This is a genomic window from Haladaptatus sp. QDMS2 (assembly GCF_029338295.1).
Lineage (GTDB): Archaea > Halobacteriota > Halobacteria > Halobacteriales > Halococcaceae > QDMS2.
Genome location: NZ_CP119792.1, coordinates 252,442 through 270,824, shown reverse-complemented (window position 1 = coordinate 270,824; position 18,383 = coordinate 252,442). Strand labels below are relative to the sequence as shown.

Below are 18,383 nucleotides of genomic sequence, written 5' to 3'. Positions count from 1 at the left end.
TGTGACTTCCAATCGAGCGTGGCGACCCTGGGCCGTCCTCGCGTGCTGTTTCACGATGGCCGCGGGGTTCAACGCCTACCTCATCGCCCCGGCGAGCATCATTCCGCTGCTCACCGCCGAGTTCGGCATCGACAAACCAGCGGCGGGGCTCGCCATCAGCGTCTTCTTCCTCAGCTGGGGTGTCTTCGGTATCCCCGGCGGGTTGCTCACGGACCGCTACGACAACCGTCGACTCGTGTTCGGCGGCGTTTGCGTGTTCGTCCTCGCCGCGTGGGCTGGGGCCGTCGTTTCGAGCTACGACCTGTTTCTGGTGACGCGCTTCGTCGCGGGGGCAACCGGCGCGTTCCTCTGGACGGCCAACACGAACATCGTCAATCGGGTGTTCGGCGAGCATCGCCGCGCCCTCGGCACGAGTCTGTTCGTGGCGAGCGGCCCGGCCGGACAGGCAATCGCGCAGTTCGGCAGTCCGCTCATCGCGGGTGCGGCGGGCTGGCAGACCGTGTTCTTCGTCTACCCGTTCATCGTCATCGCTGGCCTCCTCGGGCTGTTCGTCGTCCGTCGGACGCCGGTTCGAAGCGACTCGCGCATCTCACTCGGCGAGTTCTCCACTGCGCTCCGCAACCCGGCGGTGCTGTCGGTCTCGATGGCCGCCGCCTGCGCGTACGCCCTGTTCGTCTTTTTCAGTTCGTGGATGCCCACTTACGCCACCGAGGTGCTCTCCATCAACCTCGCCGCGGCGGGGGCCGCGACGGCGCTCGTCCCCTTCACCGGCATCCTCTCTCGGCCGGGCGGCGGGTGGCTCTCTGACCGGTTTGGGGGTCGGCGTGGCCCCGTCGTCATCGCCTCGTTCGTCCTCTCGTTGCCGGTTATCGCCGCCATCTCGCTGGTCGCCACGCCGGTCGGCTTCGCCGCGCTCCTCGCTGCGGCGGGGCTGAGTTCACAACTGGGCATCGGCGTCGTGTTCGTTCTCGTGAGTGAGCTCGCCGACGAGGGCGCAGCGGGTACGAGCCTCGCGGTCCTTACGACCATCTCAACGTTCGGGTCGCTCTCCGCGCCCGTCGTAGCCGGGTGGCTCATCGAGACGTTCTCGTGGACCGCTGGCTACGGCTTCGCCACAGTCGTCGCGATAGCTGGTATCGCCTTCGTCCTCCGTGCGCCCGAACCGGCCTGACCGGTGCGTCCCGTATTTATTTTAAACGATGTGTAGGTTAAGGAACTTCGAAATACCTCGAATAGACGAATCCGACACGCTGCGCCGTTCTTTGCCGGTTGATTATTAACTGACAAATGTTGCGTCTACCAAAAGTGGTATTGGTTGTTTGAGTAATTACTTCGTTGTATGGCATTTGATAGCATTGGTGGTCTCAGTAGGAGAGAAATGTTAGCATACCTCGGTAGCGGCGCAGCTGCTGGGTTTGCTGGTTGTATGGGTGGTAATAGCGGCGATGGCGCGAACCAGAACCCTGGCGGCGGCGGTGGTGGCGGCAGTAGTGATTCGGAATTCCAGAAGGCAATCGGAAAAATTGACTTTTCGTCAAACTGGAAACAGCGCCGAACGACGTCGCTCGACGAGTGGCCGATGGAGAAACGGTCGCAGATTCCCACTGGAGACGCCCTCTATACGTCCGACGGGTGGCTCCAGTCTGAATCGGTAAAGAGTTCGACGTGGGAACCCCCGAAAGGCTGGGAGGAGACCGTGGCGAGCGAGGTCGACACGCTCAAAGTTCTGAACTACGGTGACATGCAGTTCGACCCGGCCACGGCCGCGGTCGACGCCATGTTCGAGGAGAAGACGGGCATCTCCGTAGAGCGCATCCAGATCGTCGTCGACCAGGCGATTCCGAAGATGGCTGCGACGCTGTCCTCGAAACAGGGCGACCCGCATCTGCTGCAAGCAACGACCGACACGTCGATGACGACGTACGCACAGAACGGGTGGCTCGAACCGGCAGACTTCCTCCTCCCGGAAGAGGAGATGTACGAACCGTACCTGCCACTGATGAAACAGACGTTCACGTGGGACGGCACGAACTGGGGCGCGCCCGCGAACGTCGAGGGCAACCCAGTCCACGTCCGGGTCGACATGCTCGAAGAACAGGGCATCGACTCGAGCGTCATCGACGGCATCAAGAACGGCAACTGGTCGTGGGACGACTTAGAAACCGTGATGCAAGCGTTCGAGGGCACCGGCATTCACGCGTGGGGCTTCCGCGGGTCCTCGCTCACATACACCGAGCGTGACTTCCGCATCCACTGGTACCAGACCGGCGGCCAGTACATCCAGGACGACGAGAGTATCAAGGTCAACGGGCCGGGTGCGCTCGCCGCCCTCGAGAAACTCATCGAGTGGCTCGACAACGGCTGGCTCCCCGACGCCTCGACCACCTGGACGCAGGGCGACCTCGCAGACGGGTTCCTCTCTGGCAACCTCGCAATGGTTCCCGTGGCGACGGACCTGTTCGCGGACGCCGGCGAGAAGTACGAACTGGACTCCCAGTACGTGCTCGCGCCGCCGCCGAAGGCAAACGTCGGCCCCAGTCCGACGCAGGCGACCTGGGCAGGCGGTCCCGTCCTCGCGACCAACGCCTTCGCGCCGACGCCGGAGAAGGTCGCGGGCGCACTGCTGCAAGACGCCCGCTTCTCCCACGAGAACGGCTGGTGGGAGTACGTCGTCGAGAGCAACCTGAGCTGGCCGAAGAAACCGTACGACGAGGCCGCAGAGGTCGACGCCGTCCCGTTCTCGAGAGTTCGCGGGAAGACGATGGAAGTCGCGAAAAACGAGACCTTCCCACAGCAGCGGGCGGTCATGCAGAAGGTCAGCGAGGAACTCGGCCTCGCCTACTCCGGCGAGAAATCCGCACAGGAAGCACTCGATGCGGCCCAGACCTTCATCGACACGGTCCTCGGGCAGTAATCGGGACATAACCACACTTCACCATATTCATGCACACAGGTCAAACTCATGTCAACTGATGTCTCCCCGGGAGGGATCGATACGTCCGCGAACGGGTTCGTCGGGAAGTTGAGCAAGTGGGCGAACGACCACGTCGTCCTCGTGATGCTCGGGCCGCCGCTGGCCATCATCACGGCCATCTTCCTGTACCCCGTCTTGTGGATGTTCTACCAGTCGCTGTTCTTCACCGCGCCTGGGCTCCCGGAGCCGATTTTCAAGCCGCTGTATAACTACACCCGGCTGTTCTCGGCCCCCGAGTTCTGGCTGTACCTGAAGCAGACGTTGATTTACTCCTTCGGGTCGCTGATTCTCTCGTTCACCGCGGGACTCGGCGTTGCGCTCGCCGCGAACCAGGTCGTGAGCAAGCGCCTTCGCTCGACGTACTCGACCATCATCCTCTTCTCGTGGGCGCTCCCACTCGCCGTGGTCGCGCTCACCTGGAAGTGGATTTTCGTGAGCCAGCCCTACGGGCTGTTGAACATGCTCCTGATGGACTTCGGTCTCACCGACGGTCCCATCAGCCTGCTCGCGAACAAGGAACTCGCGCTCCCGCTCGTGACGTTCGTCGACGCGTGGCTGCGCATGCCGTTTGCGATGGTCGTGTTCCTCGCTGGGTTGCAGTCGATTCCCCAGCACATGTACGACGCGGCCAAGGTGGACGGCGCGACGACGCTCCAGCGGTTCTGGAACATCACGGTCCCGTACCTGCGCCCGTACATGGCCATCGTCGGCCTCATCTCGTGGATGTTCGCGTTCCGGGCGTTCGCCATCATCTATCCGATGACGCAGGGTGGCCCCGGCGTCAGAACGACCACGCTCGCGGTGTACATCTACCGCGAGGGGATGATCAAACTGGACTTCGGGTACGGTTCTGCAATCGCGGTGTTCCTCGTCGCGATTACGGTACTGCTCGCCATCTTCTACGTGACGGTGGTGCTCGAACGAATCGAGGAATGAGACCAATGTACGACACACATCTACCGACGACAGACGCACCCCGGAAGGGTGGTCACCGATGAGCACGCAGGATAGCTTCGAGCGGATCAGCTACGAGAAGCGACAGGCCTTCTGGAACGTAGTCGAAGGTCCGTACGTCGTCCACGCGGCGATGATACTGACCGTCCTGTCCATCCTCGTGCCCATCCTCTGGATGACGCTCACCTCGTTCAAGACGGCAGACGGCGTGTTCACCGCCGCGTACCTGCCGCCGGAACTCACCACCGAGGCGTACCAGCAGGTACTCATCGAGAACAACTACTGGAAGGCGCTCCTGAACAGCATGGTCATCTCCACGTCGACGACCATCATCGTGATGGTGCTCGCCATCCCGGCGGGCTACGGGTTCAGCCGCTTCCGTTTCAAGTTCGACAACGCCATCTTCATCGGCGTCATCTTCTCGCGGCTGTTCCCGCCGATTGGCATCATCATTCCGTACTTCCAGGGACTGGCTGCGTTCGGCCTGCTCAATAGCACCACGGGCATCATCCTCGCGCAGGTGTATCTCTGGTTGCCGCTCATGATTTACATCATGCGCAACTTCTTCATCTCCATCCCGAAGGAGATCGACGAATCCGCGCTCGTAGACGGCTGTACGAAGATTCAGGCGTTTCGGAAGGTCGTGTTGCCCCTCGCAAAGCCCGGCGTGGCCGCGGTGGGCATCCTCACCTTCCTCTACTCGTGGCGGGAGTTCCTGTTCTCGTTCATGATTTCGAACACGCTGGCGTCGCGACCAATCTCGGTCGCCGTGTACGACTTCGTGGGTGAGGTAAACGTCTCGTGGGACCAGATGGCGGCGGCAGCGGTCCTCGCCATCGTTCCGACCATCCTGGTCGTGTTGTTCTTCCAGCAATACATCGTGAGTGGCCTGACCGCCGGCGCGATGAAGGGGGAGTAAGCACGATGGGACCACACACGAATCCGGCTCGAATCGATACGCAGACCCGCGCCGACTGGGCGCGAGCGACACCAGTCGTCACGACCAACTCATGAGTAACAGCATGCAATCCGAAGAAACGACAGCGTCCACCGAGGCGGCCGGGTCGTCGGCCGCGGCGGAGGACTACAACGTTCGCATCGACAGTATGACCAAGGTGTTCCAGGAGAGCGATGGGAGCGACGTCGTCGCGGTTGACGACATCACCATCGACATCCGCCGGGGCGAATTCCTCGTCCTCGTCGGCCCGTCAGGGTGTGGGAAGACCACGACGCTCCGGACCGTCGCCGGCCTCGAAACGCCTACCGAGGGCAGTATCATCATCGAGGACGAGGACGTTACAGGACTCGACCCGCGCCAGCGGGACATCTCGATGGTTTTCCAGAACTACGCGCTGTACCCGCACAAGACGGTCCGTGAGAACATTTCGTTCCCACTCGAGGTGCGCAAGTACCCGAAAGACGAGATTGCGGACCGCGTCGAGCGGACGGCGGAACTGCTCTCTATCTCCGAGTTGCTGAACCGGAAACCGGGGGCACTCTCCGGCGGGCAGCAACAGCGTGTCGCACTGGGCCGCGCAATCGTGCGCGAACCCGCCGTGTTCCTTATGGACGAGCCGCTGTCGAACCTGGACGCGAAACTCCGCGTACAGATGCGGACCGAACTCAACGAACTGCACAAGCGTGTGGGCAAGACGACGATTTACGTCACCCACGACCAGGCGGAGGCGATGACGCTCGGTGACCGCGTCGCCGTGATGAACGACGGGGAACTCCAGCAATTGGCCCCGCCTCAGTACATCTACGACAACCCGGTCAACCAGTTCGTCGCCGGGTTCATCGGCGAACCACCGATGAACTTCTTCGACGTCGAACTCGAACGTCGAGGGGACGGCTACATCGCCCTCTCTGACGTTTTCGAGTTCGAACTCCCCGATGAGAAGGCCGCACAGGTCGAAGATTGGGGTGGCCCGCTCGATGGACTCACCCTCGGGTTGCGTCCTGAGGACGTCTACGACGTGGAGGTCAATCCGGACGTGGCGAAAGAAGGGAACACCTTCGACGCCTTCCTGAAACTCATCGAACCGATGGGGTCGGAGAAATTCTTCACGCTCACGACGGCAGAAGGCTCGGGTCAGGAGTTCACCGCCCGTGTTTCGCCCAAGAGCACCGTCGAAGAAGACGAAATCGTCCAGCTCGCCGCGAGCCTCGAGATGATTCATCTGTTCGACGACGAAACCGGCGAGAACATCACCAACTGACTGCGCCGGTTATTTTTCCTGCACCACTTTTTTGTGCGCGTCGAGTCCCGCAAAGCGGATGCCGTGACCAGCTCGTTCGGGTGGCACGAACGCACCGTCTTCGAAGGCGGGCGGCGATTCCAGCACGCTGTCGAGGATGGTCGAGTGGTTCTCGATGTAGGGAACGTTGTCGAACGCGGTGGCCAGGTGGATGTGCAGGGGTTCGACGTAGTGTGGTGAGATTGGGAGGCCCCAGGTTCGGGCCGTGTCTGCCACCGCGAGCCAGGCGGTGATGCCGCCGACGCGACACACGTCTGGCTGGAGGACGTCCGCGGCGTCTGCGGCGATGGCCTGCTTGAACTGACGCTCGTTGAATAGATTCTCACCCATCGCGATTGGGACGTCGATGCGCGCCCGCAGGTCAGCGTGGCCGGCCATGTCGCCCTTGTCGAGGGGTTCTTCGAGCCAGTCGAGGGGCACGTCACCGAGGTGACGCGCGAACCGCCGGGCTTCCGGGACGGTGAAGGCGCAGTTTGCGTCCACCATCAGGTCCATGTCGTCAGGGAGGGCTTCGCGGACGGCGCGAATCCGCGCGGCATCCGCAGCGTGCCCACGGCCGATTTTCATCTTCATGCCGGCGAAGCCGCGTTCGGCCGTTTCGTGGGCGTTTTCGACGAGTTCCGCTTTCTCGAAGTGGAGCCACCCGCCGTGGGTCTGGTAGGCCGGCACGCGCCCACGCTGGCCGCCGATGAGTTCGTACAGCGGCGCGTCACATCGTCGTCCGAGGGCGTCCCACAGCGCGATGTCCACGGCGGAGATGGCGAGTTCGGAGATACCCTCGCGCCCGACGTAGGTCGTCGCCGCTCTGCATCGGTCGCGGGCGACGCGCGGGGCGGCGGGACCGCCCACCAGTACCGGTTCGAGCGTCGATTCGACGAACGTTTTGATTGCCGCCCCGCCTTCACCGATGGTGTAGGTGAAGCCGAGGCCCTCCGTTCCATCTTCGAGTTCGACTTCGACGACGACGAGTTCGAGTTCGTCGAACGATTGGGTGGCGTCGGCGAGTGCCTCTTCGTTGGGCACGCCGTACAGTGCAGTCGTGACTGCGGCTACGCGAGTCATACCTTTCCGTTCGTAATTCGCCCTCTTCAATCTCCGTGTCGCGGTAGCACGCCCCTCAATCGACCCGGTACGTGGCGAGTGCAGACTCGTCGAGTTCGACGCCGAGGCCGGGGCGGTCCGGAATCGAGACGTGCCCGTCGCTCGCGACGAACGGCGAGACGGCGAGTTCCTCGCGAAGCGGGTTCGCAGAGCGGTCGAATTCCAGCCACGGCCGACCTTCGACGGTTGCGACGAGTTGCAGACTCGCGCCGATTGCCACCGCCGTCCCCCAGACGTGTGGAACGACGGCGACGCCGTTGTCGCGCCCCCGGGTGGCGATGCGTCGGGCCGGCGTGAGTCCGCCGACGATGCAGACGTCGGGTTGTGCGAAGTCGAGCGCGTCCATGGCGTACAGACGGTCGAACTCGCTCGGCGTGTGACACTCGCCGCCAGCGATTGGGACGTCGAGGGTCTCGCGCAGGGAGGCGTATCCGTCCATGTCCTCTGGCGGGACTGGTTCCTCGAACCAGTAGACGCCTTCTGCTTCGAGCGCACCCCCGACTCGGCGGGCGGTCTTGCGGTCATATGCGTAGTTCGCATCGACCATTATCGTCGTCTCGTCACCCACCGCGTCCCTGACGCGGCGAACGAGTTCGATGTCTTCGTCGGGTCCGTAGCCGCACAGTTCGAGGCCGACTTTCAACTTGATAGCGCCAAATGCCTCCGCGTTCGCCACCGCCTCCTCGCAGATGGCCTCGTACTGCGCCTCGATTCCCTCGACCGGTTTGAAGTAGTGGCCGGTTGCGTACGGGCGGATTCGCTCGCGCCGCCGCCCACCAAGCAGCGCAGAAACCGGCTGGTCGAGGAGTTTGCCCGCGAGGTCCCAGAGCGCGATGTCGAGTCCGCTAATCGCCGGCAGTGGGACGATAGTCTGGTACGTGGCTCGGCCCACGTCGTACAATCGGTCGTAGAGTCGCTCGACGTGGAGTGGATTCTCGCCAAGAATATGCGGGGCAAGGACCTCCTCTACGACTTCTCCGGTTCCGGCGACGGGCCCCCAGCACTCACCCCACCCGACCGTGCCGTCGCTCGCTTCAATCCTGACGAGCGTCGCGGTGCGCGTCTCGACCCACGATTGCGAGTAGCCAAACGGTTCGTCGAGCGGCGCTTCGACGCCGATGGTCTCGACATGCTCGATGGTAACGTCTTGCATACATCAGACTCTCAGTGCAGGCTCATAGTAGTACGTAAAAACCCCATCATCCGTATCCTACTCGTTACTTCCCTTCACTCCCCCAGGCGTAGGCCGACCAGCCACCGTCTGCGGTGAGCACCTCGCCGGTCACGAAGTTGTTCTGGGCGGCGAGAAACAGCACGCAGTTGGCCATCTCCTCGGTCGACCCGTACCGCCCGAGTGGCGTCCGGTTCTGGATGTCCTGGTCCGTGTAGCCCGCGGATGCCTGGGACTGGTCGGTGATGGCCGTCCGGATGTACCCGGGTGCGAGGGCGTTCACGTGGATGTCGTGTTCTGCCCATTCGACGGCGAGCGTTCGCGTCATGTTGTCGACGCCGCCCTTCGCCGCACAGTAGGGTGTTCGGCGGTCGAGCCCCATCGAACCCATCATGCTGGAGACGTTGACGATGGCCCCGCCGTCGCCCTGTTCGATGAGTTGGCGACCCGCCGCCTGCGACCCGTAGAAGACCCCCGAGAGGTCCACGTCGATGACCTTCTGCCAGTCGGCCGGGTCCATTTCCTCTGCTGGGCCGATGATGGTCATCCCCGCGTTGTTCACCATCACGTCGAGCCGACCGAACCGCTCTACCGTCGCGTCAACGAGTGCGGCGACGGAATCGGGGTCCGACACGTCCGTCTCGACTGGGAGTGCCGTGCCGCCCGCCGCCTCGATCTCCTCCGACGTTTCAGCTGCTCGCTCGTACGACCGAGAGTTCGTCACGACGTTTGCGCCCTCTGCTGCGAACTTCATCGCGATTGCCTTGCCGATACCTTTGCTCGAACCCGTGACTATTGCTGTCTGGCCGTCGAATTGACCGCTCATGTCTAGGTTTGTGCTCTCACTCCGGGGTAATAGTCCCTTGCCATGGGGCAGTCTTCCGGCGCGAAACCGCTCGATTTCGGGTAAGCTTTAGGAGGGGTGCGTGAGTGTGTCACATATGGACGTAGTCTCACGAAGCGACTGCGACGCACCGGAAGTAATCGACGGCGTGCACCTGGCGCAACTGGCGGCAGGCGACCGGATGAGCGTCCAGCACTTCACCATCGACCCCGGCGCGTACGTGGACGACCACAGTCACGAACACGAACAGGCGGGTTTCCTCCAACAGGGCCAACTCACCTTTATCATCGACGACACCGAGTACACCCTCGAAGCGGGCGACTCGTTCGCCATTCCCGGCGACGTGGTCCACGCGGCGGAGAACCGCGGCGACGAACCGGCTGTCGGCGTGGAAATATTCAGCCCACCGCGGCTGAACCCGCCGTGGGCGAGCGAATAGGAGCCCGCTTTTTTCGACTTATTCGAACGCGCTTGCCGTGAACCCACCGTCGATAGTGACGATTTCGCCGGTCGTGTAGCCCGCCGCGTCGCTCGCGAGATAGATGGCGGCCCCGACGAGGTCTTCGGGCTGCCCGATGCGCGGGATGACCGCCCGCTCTGTCACCTCGCGGTACCGCTCTGAGCCTTCGTGGTAGGCGTCTGCAGTCTGTGGCGTCTCGATGAACCCCGGGCGGATGGCGTTGACCCGGATGTCCGGCGCGAGTTCCTTCGCCGCTGCTTTGGTGAACGAGTCGATGCCGCCCTTCGCCGTCGAGTAGGCGATGAGGTCTTTGATGGTAACCACCGAGGAGAGCGACGCGATGTTGATGATATTTCCGGCGTCCATTCGTCGGGCGAACACCTGCGAGGCGCGGTAGACGCCGTTCAGCTGGATGTCGAGGACGTGTGCCCATTCCTCCTCCGAAACGTCGAGCACGGACTTCCGGGCGATGGCGCTCGGGGAGTTCACGAGAATGTCTGCGCCGCCGAACTCGTCCTCGACGGCGTCGTAGAGAGTTTCGAGCGATTCCCGGTCACTCACGTCGCAGGTGACTTCGAGCGTCTTCGCCCCCTGGTCGCGAATCTCCCCAGCGACGCGTTCTACTTTCTCCTGGGTACGACTCGTCGCCACGACGTTCGCGCCCTCTGCGGCGTATCCAAGTGCGATGCCCCGTCCGATACCGCTCGTTCCGCCGATGACGACTGCCGTCTTGTCTCGGACGGAGACCGGCGTGTGCGTGTATGTTTCAGACATACTCTACGTTGCTGAGACGAGGACCATAGCTCTTTCCGACCAGTCGAATCCTTCCGATTCACACGCCGGGTATTCGAATGAAGCAGCGGAATCTGTGTCCTGTGCGAACATTTAACAAGCTTCGTCGCGCACCTTATCCATGGAAATTACAGACGTAGAGACCTATACGCTCCATCTTCCTATCGACCGTGTCGTTGGTGACTCGCGACTCAGCGTCACCGATATGTACGTCGTGGTCGTGGAACTTGCCACTGATGCAGGGTATACGGGAACTGGGTGGATGAACTCACTTGGATACGCGCCCGACTTACTCGAACGGTTCGTCGAGTCGCAGTTCGCGGACCTTCTCGTCGGCGAAGACCCCTTCGCCACCGAGGCGATTCGAAAAAAGCTCCGTGCACAAACGGTCTACTACGGCGAACTCGGTATCTCCGCGTGGCCGAGGGCGGCCATCGACGTCGCCTGCTGGGACATCAAGGCACAGGCCGCCGGGCAGCCGTTGTACAAACTCCTCGGCGGAGAGGAAGACAGAGTCCGGGCGTACGCTTCGAGTATGGACGCCCACCACGACCTCGACGAATTGGCCGACCTCCATGGCGGATTTGCGGAGCAGGGATTTACCGCTTTCAAGACAAAAGTCGGGGACAAATCGCCGGCAGAGGAGGCAAGGCGTATCGCGGAAGTCCGCGAGGCGGTCGGGCCGGCTGCCCAAATCTTCGTCGACGCGAATCAGGCGTGGACCGTTTCGGAGGCAATTCGAACCATCGACGCGATGGCCGCCCATGGGCTCGACTGGGTCGAAGAACCAATCTCCGAGTTCGACCTCGCGGGCCATCGACGAGTGGTGGAGGCAACGGAACCACCGCTCGCCACCGGGGAGATGATAAACCGACCCGAGCAGTTTCGCTATCTGCTCGACAGCGGCGGGATGGAAATTGCCCAACCCGACCTCGTCCGCGGCGGTGGCGTCACGGGTCAGATGGCAATCGCGAACCTCGCCGCCACCTACGACGTCCCTGTCGCAACCCACTTCTACTATACCATCAGTTCCCACATCGTGAGCGCAGCGCAGACGGGCTTCATCGTCGAATACATTCCTGAGTACGACGTCGGCCCGGTGCTCGACCCCACTCCCGTCGTCGAAGACGGCCACGTCGTCCTCCCGGATACGCCAGGTCACGGCTACCGTATCGACCCAGCAGAGAAAGAGGCACGACTGGTTTCGTTCGACTGAGGGGCGGGCGCGTTTTGGTCGCGTCTGTCCGACCGGTAAAGCCTTGACACATGCTCACAAATCACTCGGCTGATGGCAGCTACAGAGACGACGATTTACCACGATGCAGACGCGACGCTATCGACTCTCGACGAGCGGGCGGTGGCGATAATCGGCTATGGCAACCAGGGGCGTTCGCAGGCGCTCAACCTGCGCGATTCCGGTGTCGAAGTGGTCGTCGGCAATCGGTCTGACGATTACCGAGAAACCGTCGAAGAGGATGGATTCGAATCCCTCAGCATTCCCGAAGCGGCGGCCGCGGGCGACATCGTGTGCCTGCTCATCCCCGACGAAGTCGCGCCAGCGGTGTACGACGAACACATCCATCCGAATCTGGAGGAGGGTGACGTTCTCTACTTCTCTCACGGCTACAACATCACCTTCGACCTTATCCAACCACCGGAGACGGTGGACGTGGTGCTGGTCGCACCGCGGATGGCCGGCCCGTCTGTGCGCACCCTGTACGAGGCGGGCAAGAGTTTCCCGAGCATCATGGCGGTCGAACAGGACGCCTCCGGCGAGGCGACGGCTATCGCGCTGGCGCTCGCGAAGGGTATCGGTTCGACGCAGGCGGGCGTCGTCGAGGGCACCTTCGACATGGAAACGAAGGTGGACTTGCTCTCAGAGCAGGCGCTCGTGCCGATGATGATGGGCGCGTTCCAGGCGAAGTTCGAAGTCGAGCGCGCCCACGGCATCCCCGAGGAGATCATCATGTCCGAACTCTACCTCTCGACCGAACTCGCGGAAATCTTCGAGTTGATGGCCGCAGAAGGGTTCCTCGGACAGTTGCCGTACCACTCACCGACGAGCCAGTACGGTCAACTCTCGCGGGCCGACGAGTTCGTCGCTGAGTACGTCGAACCGCTCAAGGAGTTCACCGAGGAGCAACTCCGGAACATCGACAACGGGTCGTTCGTACGCGAATGGAGCGCAGAGCAGTCACTCGACCATCCGGGGCTCAAACGCCTCTACAAGAAACAGCGCAACTCCGACTTCGTCCAGGCCGAACAGCGAACCATCGAGAAACTGTTCGACCACGACGAGGACTAACCGAGGCCACCCGGCTTATTCGTCGTTGGCTGGTCTGCCGTCGTCCAGAGCCGGTGGTGCGCCGACGATGAGCCAGACGTGTTCGCCCTCGGTGTCGTTCAACACCTGGCGGCGCGTCTCCGGCGGAATGCGAACGGCCGTCCCCTCGGGCACGTCGTGGAGTTCGTCTTCGATTTTCATCCGGCCCGGCCCGGAGAGAACGTAGTAGAACTCCTCCTGTTCTGTCTGCCGGTGATAGCTCATCGCGTCCCCCGGCGAGAGGTACCACACCTTCGGTCGCATCTCCGTGCAACCGAGTTCGCTGACCAGATCGACGTGGTCGGTCCCGGAACTCGCGGAAGGCTTCGGTTCTACGTCGGCTACGAGCGTCATCGAGTAGTCGCCTGTCATACCTTCACATGCGAGAGGGAGGTGATAAATGTCGGGGCTGGTGTGGCGTGCGACCTCCGATGCAATTTTCAGAGGATGGGATCTGCGGCCAGCCCCGTGTCCAGTTCTCGGTCGATTTCGAGCAGGCGATTGTACTTCGCGAGCCGCTCTGACCGGGCGAGCGAGCCGATTTTTATCTGGCCGGCGTCGAGACCGACTGCCAGGTCAGCGATGGTGGTGTCGCTCGTCTCGCCAGACCGCGCCGAAACGACCGTCGCGAGGCCGACGTCTCGGGCCGTGGCCACAGCCTCGCGGGCACGGGTGATGGTTCCGGCTTGATTCGGTTTTACCAAAACCGCGTTCGCCGCTCCAGTCTCGATAGCCCGCTCGATTCGCGCCGCGTCGGTGACGAGCAGGTCGTCGCCGAGCAGCTGCACCCCGTCAAGGCGGGTTGCGAGGCGCTGCCACCCGGCCCAGTCGTCCTCCGCCAGCGGGTCCTCGACGGAAACGAGCGGGTAGCGGTCAGCCCACGAGGCGACGAGGTCGGTCAGTTCGTCGCGGTCGAGCGTTCGCCCCACACTCGACAGTTCGTAGGTTTCGCTCTCGGCGTCGTAGAAGTGGCTCGCGGCGACGTCGACGGCGAATGCCACGTCGTCTCGGTGTGGTTCGAATCCGGCGTCGCGAACGCTGCGTTCGAGCAGGTCGAAGGCGTCGTCGATGCGGTCGAGTGGCGGTGCGTACCCACCTTCGTCGGCGACGAGCGGGCGGTGGCCGTCTGCCTCGATTCGTGCACGGACGGCGTCTCTGACCGCCCATGCGGTTTCGAGTGCTTCCCGGTAGGTGGTCGCTCCGCGGGGCACGACGAGGAAGTCTTGAATCTCAACGCCGCCCCGGGCGTGGAGGCCGCCGCTAAGGATGTTCACCATGGGGCGGGGGAGTCGTCCCGGAGTCTCTGTTGCGAGGGTTTCGTACAGCGGTTCGTCGCGGACGTTGCTCGCGAGGTGTACAATCGCACCAGAGACGCCGAGAACGGCGTTGCCGCCGAGTCGCGAGAGATTGTCCGTCCCGTCGCAGTCCTCGATTCTCGCGTCGATTGCACGTTGGTCGGTCGGGTCTGCGCCGACCAGTTCCGGTGCGAGTTCCTGCCGGACGGCGCGAACCGCCTCACGGACGCCCCTCCCGTCGTACCGTCCCTCACCATCTCTGCGTTCGAGCACCTCGTGCGCCCCCGTGCTCGCTCCGGACGGAACCGTGAACACGCCGCGTTCTGACGCCGTGTGGGCGGCGACGCGCACGGTCGGGTTTCCTCGCGAGTCGAGCACTTCCCACGCGTCTACGTCGGTAATCATCGCGCTTCCTCCCGGACGAGTTCGACGAATGCCGGGACGCGCTCTACCGGTTCACGTAACGCCCGCGTGGCGATACGCCGGAGGGTGGCCTCCGTCTCCACGTCCGTGTACTCGACCGGTGACTTCCCGTCCACCCGGGCGAGCATGAGCACCGCGAGTTCCGCTGTCGTGTCGCGTTCCACGTCCCACCCCGCCGCGTCGGTGTAGGCCTCCCAGAAGGCGAGTGCGGCGTCGAGAAACTCCTCACGGTGGGAGGCGACGTGGACGGCCTTGATACAGAGGTGGTTGAGCATGAATCCGGTGTCGAAGGCGGGGTCACCCCAGTGGGCTACTTCGAAATCGAGGACCCAGAGCGCGTCCGTACCCGGGTTGACGAGGACGTTTTTCGGACTGAAGTCGCCGTGGACGAGCGTCCGGTCTGCGGCGAGGACGCGTTCTGCCTCCGCCAGAATCGGCGCTTCGAGTTCTGGATGGTGCTTCGCCGTCGTCCGGTGGTAGGGGTCCACCCGTAACTGGTCGAACGGCGTCTTATCCGCGAACCGTTCGCGGATGTCTGGTCGGCCCGCAGCGACGCGGTGGGCCGTTCCGAGAAACTGACCGAGGCGGTGCGCGACGCTCGCGTCCACCGTCCCTGCGAGCAGGTCGGTTTTCCACATCGTCGCCCCGTCGGGGGCGCAGTCGATGACGATGATGTGGTCGTCGTGACTCTCTGTGGCGACTCCCGGGACGCGAAGGCCAGCGACTGTACCGTCGGCGAGAATCGAGTCGTAGGCGCGAGCGGCGGCCGCCTCGTTGTGCACCCGAGAGACATCTGCGGGCCAGTCGTCCTCCACCGCGAGGTTTGGATGGGGTTGTTTCAGGACGTAGGCCTCATCCCCTGCTTCGACCTTGACGACGGCGTTCGAGACGCCGCCGCCGAGCGATTCTGCCGTCGCGTCTTCGCCGTCAGTGAGCACGTCGTGTCGTCGCAGGTACGCCACCGCCGTCTCCGGGGAAAGCGTCGTTCGCTCGCTCGAAGGGTGGTCTTCAGCCATCGGTCCGGTGGGAGCCTCGTTCTGTTCGCATGTGTGGTCAGTGCTAGCTATCGAACCCCGATTACTTTACTGTACGAGGTGACCGGCTTGGTCCGTGTTACCAAGAGAAAGTATCATAGTCATCCAGTGAGTCGGTGACCTCATGGATACAGAGTTCGCGGCAGCGCTCCGGAGCGGTGAGAACCTCGTCGCCAACTGGCTCTCGATTGGGCACCCGAAGGTCGCAGAGATAAACGGCCTCATCGACTTCGACTTCGTCGTCATCGACATCGAGCACACGTCCAACAGCTTAGAGACAGTGGAGAATCTCGTCCGGTCGGTCGATTACGGCAGTTCGCCCGCGGCCATCGTCAGGGTTCCGTGGAACGACCCGGTCGAGATAAAGCGCGTCCTCGATATCGGCGTGGCGGGCGTCATGGTCCCGATGGTCGAGACAGCGGAGGAGGCTCGCGCCGCCGTCGAGGCGATGCGCTACCCACCGGAGGGGATTCGTGGACTCGCCGGGGGACGCGCCTCGGCGTACGGCACAAAGTTCGACGAGTACGTCTCGAAGGCGAACGACGAACTGGTCACCATCATCCAGATCGAGACGAAGAAAGCCGTCGAGAACGCCGCGGAAATCGCCGCCGTCGAGGGCGTAGACGCGCTCTTCGTTGGTCCATCCGACCTCTCTGCGTCGCTCGGTGTGGTCGGTCAGTGGGGCGACCAGAAGGTGCTCGACGCGATGAATCACGTCCTTTCGGTTGCCGGGGACGAAGATGTCCCCGTCGGGTCGTTGGCCGTCAGTGAAGAAGACGTAGACCGGTGGATGGAACTCGGCTTCGACTGGCTCATCGTCGGAACGGACACCCGCTACCTCCTGCAAGGCGGGCAGGCGATGAAGGATGCCTTCGATTCGGCGCTCGACACCCGTGACGCCGAACTCCCCGCAGAGGACTGAGACGCGGCAATCACCGTTCTGAAAACCGCCCACTGCGGCCGGTTTCGAGACAGCCGATGACACGGTCACATTTATCACAGGGGTGCCCCAAGAGTGGCCATGGAACGCGGACGCGACGAGATCGGGTATGCCGCCGTCGAAAGTGGCGAGTGGACGATTCGCGACGAGGAGGCGCGCAGATACGTCCAGTTAGCGACGAGGGGGGTCGAATCGCTCGTTCGCTCGACACTCGGCCCGCTCGGCATGGAAAAACAGATTCGCACGAAGAATCTCCAGGACGAACCCGAGACGGTCCAGACCGCAGACGCGAGTCAGATTCTCGACGCCGTCGAACGCGGCGAGGGGTTCAACCATCCCGTCGCCGCATTGTTCGTCGATGCCATCGATTCGATGCAGACGGGGCTCGCAGACGGGTCGACGACGGCCATCGTGCTCACCGCGGCGCTCGTGGACAACGGTCTCGACCGCATTGAGGAGGGACTCCACCCCGGGAACGTCGTCATCGGGTATGCCATGGCCGCCGCCCGCGCCGGCGAGGTGCTCGACGAACTGGCCCGCGAGGTCACGGTCGAAAACACAGCCCGCCTTCGACAGGTCGCCGCGACGTCGATGACGAGCGACCTCGACGCGGAAACACGCGAGACGTACGCGAGTCGGGTGGTAGAAGCGGTGCAGGCGCTCTCTCGGGCGACGGACGGCGAGTGGTTGGACACGGACGACGTGAAACTGCTCAGTGCGCCCCCCGGTGAGGGTGGTTTCTACGAGGGACTCATCGTCCGGCGGTTCCCTGGCCCACTCCACGAGTCAGACCGGGCGAAGACCGAGTTCGACTGGTCGCTGCTCGACCCCGTCGAGGATGCGACGGTGGCGCTCATCGACCGAGAAATCGACTTCGAGCGAACCGGCGCCACCTTCGGGGAGGGGAAGGAGTCGGGAGTCACTGTCGAGACGCTCGAACAGTTGGAGACGTACACGCAGGAACTCGACGCGCATCTCGACGGCGTCGCCGCGCAGGTTGCCAGCCTCGGTGTGGACGTGCTCGTCTCCCAGCCGGCGGTCGACGACCGGATTCGCACCGCCCTCGATCGACACGGCGTCGCCGTCGTGGACGAAGTCGAGTACCCGCTCTCCGACGTGTACCGTCTCGCGCGGGCATGCGACGCAACCGTCGTCGGCGACCTCACGGACCTCACGCCGGACCGGCTCGGGACCGTCCCACAGGTAACTGAACGCCGGGTTGGCGACGAGAAGTGGACCTTCTTCGAGGGGTGTGACGGTGGCGTCTTCACGCTCGTCGTGGACGTGGAGACGGAGACGGCCCGTACCCAGCACGAACGCGTACTGGCGGACGCCCTCGAAGTGACGGCGCTTGCGGTGATGGACGCACAGGTGCTTCCCGGTGCGGGCGCACCAGCGATGGCGGTGGCGCAGGAATTGCGCGAGTACGCGCCGACCATCCCCGACGTCGAGCAACTCGCCGTCGAAGCGTTCGCGGAGGCGCTGGAACAGGTGCCCGTCGCGCTCGCGGAGAACGCGGGGGCAGACCCCATCGACGCGCTGGCCGCGCTCCGCGTCGCCCACTCGACCGCAGAAACCCAGCCCGCATCGGTCGGCCTCGCGGCGGACGGTACGACGACCGATGCGTGGGCCGACGGTATCGTCGAGCCTCGTCGGGTGTTCTCACAGGCAATCGAAACGGCGAACACCGTGGCAGAGGAGTTGGTCACGCTCGACGCCGTCCTGTATCCGAACGTCGATTTGGAGACGTACACCCCACGCCCGGAACGGGACTAATCTGTATCCCTAACATTCGTCGGGACCCGAACCTCTTT

The 18,383-nt window shown here is 63.3% G+C and carries 17 protein-coding genes; 10 read left to right on the top strand and 7 right to left on the bottom strand.

Annotation, left to right across the window (positions count from 1 at the left end; translation table 11 throughout):
• Position 1 precedes the first annotated feature (1 nt).
• From P1M51_RS17305 to P1M51_RS17285, 5 genes are all read left to right on the top strand, one after another.
• Positions 2-1,171: a nitrate/nitrite transporter gene (locus P1M51_RS17305; RefSeq protein ID WP_276248883.1), complete on the top strand. Its 1,170-nt coding sequence runs from the start codon at positions 2-4 to the stop codon at positions 1,169-1,171.
• A 255-nt stretch (positions 1,172-1,426) separates the two neighbouring features.
• Positions 1,427-2,914 carry an ABC transporter substrate-binding protein gene (locus P1M51_RS17300; RefSeq protein WP_276248884.1) on the top strand — a complete coding sequence of 496 codons (1,488 nt, stop codon included), beginning with the start codon at positions 1,427-1,429 and terminating at the stop codon, positions 2,912-2,914.
• A gap of 48 nt (positions 2,915-2,962) precedes the next feature.
• Positions 2,963-3,910, top strand: coding sequence for a carbohydrate ABC transporter permease (locus tag P1M51_RS17295; RefSeq protein WP_276275209.1), 948 nt, complete (start codon positions 2,963-2,965; stop codon positions 3,908-3,910).
• A gap of 58 nt (positions 3,911-3,968) precedes the next feature.
• On the top strand, positions 3,969-4,847 hold the full coding sequence (locus P1M51_RS17290; RefSeq protein WP_276248886.1) for a carbohydrate ABC transporter permease: 879 nt from the start codon (positions 3,969-3,971) through the stop codon (positions 4,845-4,847).
• A gap of 103 nt (positions 4,848-4,950) precedes the next feature.
• Positions 4,951-6,147, top strand: a complete 1,197-nt coding sequence (locus tag P1M51_RS17285; RefSeq protein ID WP_276248887.1) for an ABC transporter ATP-binding protein — start codon at positions 4,951-4,953, stop codon at positions 6,145-6,147.
• Positions 6,148-6,156: 9 nt separating this feature from the next.
• Here the strand turns inward: P1M51_RS17285 and P1M51_RS17280 are convergent, their stop codons facing one another.
• From P1M51_RS17280 to P1M51_RS17270, 3 genes are all read right to left on the bottom strand, one after another.
• Complete coding sequence (locus P1M51_RS17280) at positions 6,157-7,248, bottom strand: mandelate racemase/muconate lactonizing enzyme family protein (protein ID WP_276248888.1); 1,092 nt, start codon at positions 7,246-7,248, stop codon at positions 6,157-6,159.
• Between the two features lie 55 nt (positions 7,249-7,303).
• Positions 7,304-8,440, bottom strand: coding sequence for a mandelate racemase/muconate lactonizing enzyme family protein (locus tag P1M51_RS17275; protein WP_276275208.1), 1,137 nt, complete (start codon positions 8,438-8,440; stop codon positions 7,304-7,306).
• 64 nt (positions 8,441-8,504) lie between these two features.
• Positions 8,505-9,284 carry an SDR family NAD(P)-dependent oxidoreductase gene (locus P1M51_RS17270; protein WP_276248890.1) on the bottom strand — a complete coding sequence of 260 codons (780 nt, stop codon included), beginning with the start codon at positions 9,282-9,284 and terminating at the stop codon, positions 8,505-8,507.
• A gap of 115 nt (positions 9,285-9,399) precedes the next feature.
• On the opposite strand from P1M51_RS17270, the gene P1M51_RS17265 reads away from it, so the two are divergent.
• The gene (locus P1M51_RS17265; RefSeq protein ID WP_276248891.1) at positions 9,400-9,741 is read left to right on the top strand and encodes a cupin domain-containing protein; all 342 of its coding nucleotides are present in this window, start codon (positions 9,400-9,402) and stop codon (positions 9,739-9,741) included.
• A gap of 18 nt (positions 9,742-9,759) precedes the next feature.
• Here P1M51_RS17265 and P1M51_RS17260 read toward each other — a convergent pair whose 3' ends face one another.
• Positions 9,760-10,536 carry an SDR family NAD(P)-dependent oxidoreductase gene (locus P1M51_RS17260; RefSeq protein ID WP_276248892.1) on the bottom strand — a complete coding sequence of 259 codons (777 nt, stop codon included), beginning with the start codon at positions 10,534-10,536 and terminating at the stop codon, positions 9,760-9,762.
• Positions 10,537-10,675: 139 nt separating this feature from the next.
• Between P1M51_RS17260 and P1M51_RS17255 the strand changes: the two genes are divergently transcribed.
• Together P1M51_RS17255 and ilvC are read left to right on the top strand one after the other, a co-directional pair.
• Positions 10,676-11,770 carry a mandelate racemase/muconate lactonizing enzyme family protein gene (locus tag P1M51_RS17255; protein WP_276275207.1) on the top strand — a complete coding sequence of 365 codons (1,095 nt, stop codon included), beginning with the start codon at positions 10,676-10,678 and terminating at the stop codon, positions 11,768-11,770.
• 60 nt (positions 11,771-11,830) lie between these two features.
• A complete protein-coding gene (gene ilvC / locus P1M51_RS17250; RefSeq protein WP_303657554.1) occupies positions 11,831-12,859 on the top strand; it encodes a ketol-acid reductoisomerase in 1,029 nt (342 codons plus the stop codon).
• Between the two features lie 15 nt (positions 12,860-12,874).
• Here the strand turns inward: ilvC and P1M51_RS17245 are convergent, their stop codons facing one another.
• From P1M51_RS17245 to P1M51_RS17235, 3 genes are all read right to left on the bottom strand, one after another.
• Positions 12,875-13,249 (bottom strand): cupin domain-containing protein, encoded by a 375-nt coding sequence (locus P1M51_RS17245; protein WP_276248894.1) that lies wholly within the window; start codon positions 13,247-13,249, stop codon positions 12,875-12,877.
• Positions 13,250-13,317: 68 nt separating this feature from the next.
• Positions 13,318-14,577: a phosphopyruvate hydratase gene (gene eno, locus P1M51_RS17240; RefSeq protein ID WP_276248895.1), complete on the bottom strand. Its 1,260-nt coding sequence runs from the start codon at positions 14,575-14,577 to the stop codon at positions 13,318-13,320.
• Positions 14,574-15,611: a phosphotransferase family protein gene (locus P1M51_RS17235; RefSeq protein ID WP_276248896.1), complete on the bottom strand. Its 1,038-nt coding sequence runs from the start codon at positions 15,609-15,611 to the stop codon at positions 14,574-14,576. The genes eno and P1M51_RS17235 overlap by 4 nt, the downstream gene beginning before the upstream one ends.
• Before the next feature lie 142 nt (positions 15,612-15,753).
• On the opposite strand from P1M51_RS17235, the gene P1M51_RS17230 reads away from it, so the two are divergent.
• Together P1M51_RS17230 and P1M51_RS17225 are read left to right on the top strand one after the other, a co-directional pair.
• Positions 15,754-16,551, top strand: a complete 798-nt coding sequence (locus P1M51_RS17230) for an HpcH/HpaI aldolase/citrate lyase family protein (protein WP_276248897.1) — start codon at positions 15,754-15,756, stop codon at positions 16,549-16,551.
• Positions 16,552-16,650: 99 nt separating this feature from the next.
• On the top strand, positions 16,651-18,345 hold the full coding sequence (locus tag P1M51_RS17225) for a TCP-1/cpn60 chaperonin family protein (RefSeq protein WP_276248898.1): 1,695 nt from the start codon (positions 16,651-16,653) through the stop codon (positions 18,343-18,345).
• Positions 18,346-18,383: the final 38 nt, after the last annotated feature.

Coding starts and splice junctions, on each gene's coding strand:
- P1M51_RS17300 (WP_276248884.1), top strand. CDS start 1,427: ATGGGTGGTAATAGCGGCGATGGCGCGAACCAGAACCCTGGCGGCGGC.
- P1M51_RS17295 (WP_276275209.1), top strand. CDS start 2,963: ATGTCAACTGATGTCTCCCCGGGAGGGATCGATACGTCCGCGAACGGG.
- P1M51_RS17290 (WP_276248886.1), top strand. CDS start 3,969: ATGAGCACGCAGGATAGCTTCGAGCGGATCAGCTACGAGAAGCGACAG.
- P1M51_RS17285 (WP_276248887.1), top strand. CDS start 4,951: ATGCAATCCGAAGAAACGACAGCGTCCACCGAGGCGGCCGGGTCGTCG.
- P1M51_RS17280 (WP_276248888.1), bottom strand. CDS start 7,248: ATGACTCGCGTAGCCGCAGTCACGACTGCACTGTACGGCGTGCCCAAC.
- P1M51_RS17275 (WP_276275208.1), bottom strand. CDS start 8,440: ATGCAAGACGTTACCATCGAGCATGTCGAGACCATCGGCGTCGAAGCG.
- P1M51_RS17270 (WP_276248890.1), bottom strand. CDS start 9,284: ATGAGCGGTCAATTCGACGGCCAGACAGCAATAGTCACGGGTTCGAGC.
- P1M51_RS17265 (WP_276248891.1), top strand. CDS start 9,400: ATGGACGTAGTCTCACGAAGCGACTGCGACGCACCGGAAGTAATCGAC.
- P1M51_RS17260 (WP_276248892.1), bottom strand. CDS start 10,536: ATGTCTGAAACATACACGCACACGCCGGTCTCCGTCCGAGACAAGACG.
- P1M51_RS17255 (WP_276275207.1), top strand. CDS start 10,676: ATGGAAATTACAGACGTAGAGACCTATACGCTCCATCTTCCTATCGAC.
- P1M51_RS17245 (WP_276248894.1), bottom strand. CDS start 13,249: ATGACAGGCGACTACTCGATGACGCTCGTAGCCGACGTAGAACCGAAG.
- eno (WP_276248895.1), bottom strand. CDS start 14,577: ATGATTACCGACGTAGACGCGTGGGAAGTGCTCGACTCGCGAGGAAAC.
- P1M51_RS17235 (WP_276248896.1), bottom strand. CDS start 15,611: ATGGCTGAAGACCACCCTTCGAGCGAGCGAACGACGCTTTCCCCGGAG.
- P1M51_RS17230 (WP_276248897.1), top strand. CDS start 15,754: ATGGATACAGAGTTCGCGGCAGCGCTCCGGAGCGGTGAGAACCTCGTC.
- P1M51_RS17225 (WP_276248898.1), top strand. CDS start 16,651: ATGGAACGCGGACGCGACGAGATCGGGTATGCCGCCGTCGAAAGTGGC.